At 41.6% G+C, this 2,721-nt stretch carries 3 protein-coding genes; all 3 read left to right on the top strand.

Going from position 1 to position 2,721, the window contains the following annotated elements; all coding sequences use genetic code 11:
- The first annotated feature begins 152 nt into the window (after positions 1–152).
- Positions 153–1,118 (top strand): HNH endonuclease, encoded by a 966-nt coding sequence (locus G3446_RS26250; protein ID WP_164456608.1) that lies wholly within the window; start codon positions 153–155, stop codon positions 1,116–1,118.
- A gap of 121 nt (positions 1,119–1,239) precedes the next feature.
- Complete coding sequence (locus G3446_RS26245) at positions 1,240–1,794, top strand: hypothetical protein (RefSeq protein ID WP_164456607.1); 555 nt, start codon at positions 1,240–1,242, stop codon at positions 1,792–1,794.
- A gap of 89 nt (positions 1,795–1,883) precedes the next feature.
- A partial coding sequence (locus tag G3446_RS26240; RefSeq protein WP_164456606.1) for a DUF4145 domain-containing protein occupies positions 1,884–2,721 on the top strand: 838 nt, incomplete at its 3' end.

Genomic DNA, 2,721 nt, shown 5'->3' with positions numbered 1-2,721 from the left:
GGCATGCCCGCATCCGCGCGGTTGGCGGCGTCGTGCCAGGATCGGATTAGTCCAACAGACATTTATCCATCGGGCGCGCCAGCGTCGGAGCGAGACCACGCTCACAGCCATGCGCCCGATGGATAAATGCTTAATAGTTAGTGTAATTAAGGATGACGATATTTGATGACCAATATTTGGAGGATACATTAGAAAAAGCTCTCGGTGACCCCGAGAACTTTCATATACCTATGGGTATAACAAGATACGATTATTCTAAGATGCATGGTTGGTGGGTACGGGTTCACAGAGACGAGGTGCAATTTCAAGAGTTATTTTATGACTCGCAATACCCTTCCGCTGCTGAAAGTTTGAGAGCTGCAATTTATTTTCGTCATGAAATACTTTCAACATTACCCTTAGAAAAAAAGATTATTGGAAGGCCTCCGAAATCTTTACCTAAAGATCCAGAAAAAAGAATTGCTCGAAGAACCGAAAAAGGAAAACAACAACCATATATATGTTGGCAAGCCACATGGTATGACGAACATCATGAAGTACAGACGAAAAGGTTTTCTGTTAAAAAGTTCGGCGAAGATGGTGCGCGGAAACTCGCGTTAGAACATGCAACAAATTTGCATAATAAAACACCAAAACCGATCAAAGAAAAACCCAACAACGACCCTTATAGAAAACAGAAGTTCCGTAGAGTATCAAGAGAGGATGTATCTGTTTTAGCAACAATAGATAGTGGCCGGTATCGATCTAAAGAAAAAAACGAAATTGAAGCTGAGAATAGCAATCCATTCGCGTTTGAAGGGGAAAGAAAGTTAGAACTTCATATGGCAGTAGAAAGAGACAAAAAACTTAGAAACCAAAAAGTAAAGGAGTTTTTAGATAAAAACGAAAAAATATTTTGTGAATTGTGCGGATTTCAGTTTACACAAAATTATCCGTGGCTAACAAAAGATATTATTGAAGTACATCATATCATCCCGCTATCACAGCTTTCGGGAAAAACAAAGATCACATTGAATGATTTAATGCTTTTATGTTCCAACTGTCATTTGGCGATACATCAAGGTGACGAAGAGGCTAATCTAATATTCGCTTTAGATTATTTCGAAAAACCGAGTTAAAACAAACGCTAACTATAGTTTCAACCTGACGCCCAAAGCGGTGTTTCGCTACGCTACACACCACTTTGGGCGTCAGGTTAAACAAACGTTATGCATCTAAAGGAAGTATTTAGCAGTAGTTATGTTTAGAAAGATTTGGAAAGATCCAGTTTGGAGTAAGGTTATCGCTGTAGGGGTTTTGGCCCTGATTTCTTTGATTGCATCATATTTTTCTGGTGTATGGCCATTTATATACTCAACTCTCTCTCAAGCCTGGTATTTCTTGTTGGCAAGCACATCAGTCTCAAACTGGTTGCTAGGAATAATGATTGTGCCATTTTTTCTATTGGGGTATGCGCTTTTAATTGCTTTCAAAGAATGGCTATTTGGTATTGAATCTGAATTAAATTTCAAAGACTACACAAAAGATAATTTCTTTGGTCTCCTATGGGTGTGGCGATACTCTGGTAATCGAATCGACAACCTTCATTCATTGTGTCCACGTTGTCAGTATCAGATACTGCCAAAGGACTCAAGCTCCTACGCAGCAGTGTCAAGATATGAGTTTATCTGTGAAGACTGCGGTTATTCTGGTGGTTATTTCGAGGGCTATCCAGAAGAATTACATCAGAAAGTAGAGTTGAAAATACAAAAGGCTTTGCGCACAGGTGAATGGGTAGAGAAACAAAATGCATAACAAAGCAAATCCAGCCGACGCCTTCAGTCGCTACCGCTCCTTACGGCTCGGCTGATTTGCGGCGTTAGCCTTTCGAGTGTCGATGGCATATGAGCACTGAGCAACTGAGAAGCTACTGCAGGGATTGCTGTAAAACAACAAACCACAAAGTTTTATCAGAGCATACCGAGTCTGTTCAGGATGAGTACAGATGTGATATCACTTTTCAGATATTGCAGTGCCTTGGATGTGACACCAAAGCATTTAGAAAGGTCGTTTATGATATCGAATCAGCATATCCCACATATGGCGATCAATGGGAAGTTCCTCAAGAAGTAACTCTTTATCCTAAAGCCGTAGAAGGGCATAAAGAGATTGATGACCTATGGGAGCTTCCCAATATTGTAAGAAGAATTTATACCGAAGTTCTAATGGCCTTAAGGGAAGACGCAAAGGTTCTATCCGGCTTAGGTCTTAGGGCTACAGTTGAAGCCGTGTGTAATGACCTTGGAATACCAGGCCGAAGCCTAGAGGTAAGGATAAACAAATTGGCAACTGCCGGCTATATCTCCAAGAATGATGCCGAGCGATTGCATGGCATAAGATTTATGGGTAATGACGCTGCTCATGATATTAAAAAGCCGAAGGATGCTTCTCTTTCAGTAGCCCTGCAAATTGTAGAGCACCTTATCGCTTCTGTATACATTCTTGAAAAGAAGGCGAGCGGAAATATAGAGTCCGCTATATCCAAGTACGAATCTTTTAAAGAAATATTGAGCGAAAAGCTAGATGACTTTGAAGTGGGAGATGAGTACCCCATCGCAAAGCAAAGAACGGTGTCAGGTCTTGCCTCTTGCCTGATCCGAGCTATGCTTGATCCATGGCTCGCCCGCTCAGACTCGAATTTCTCGGCGCTCTCTATCACATCACCTCGCGCGGTGACGCGCG

It is taken from the genome of Thiorhodococcus minor (assembly GCF_010820565.1).
Lineage (GTDB): Bacteria > Pseudomonadota > Gammaproteobacteria > Chromatiales > Chromatiaceae > Thiorhodococcus > Thiorhodococcus minor.
This window is presented reverse-complemented; position numbering and strand designations above follow the sequence as displayed.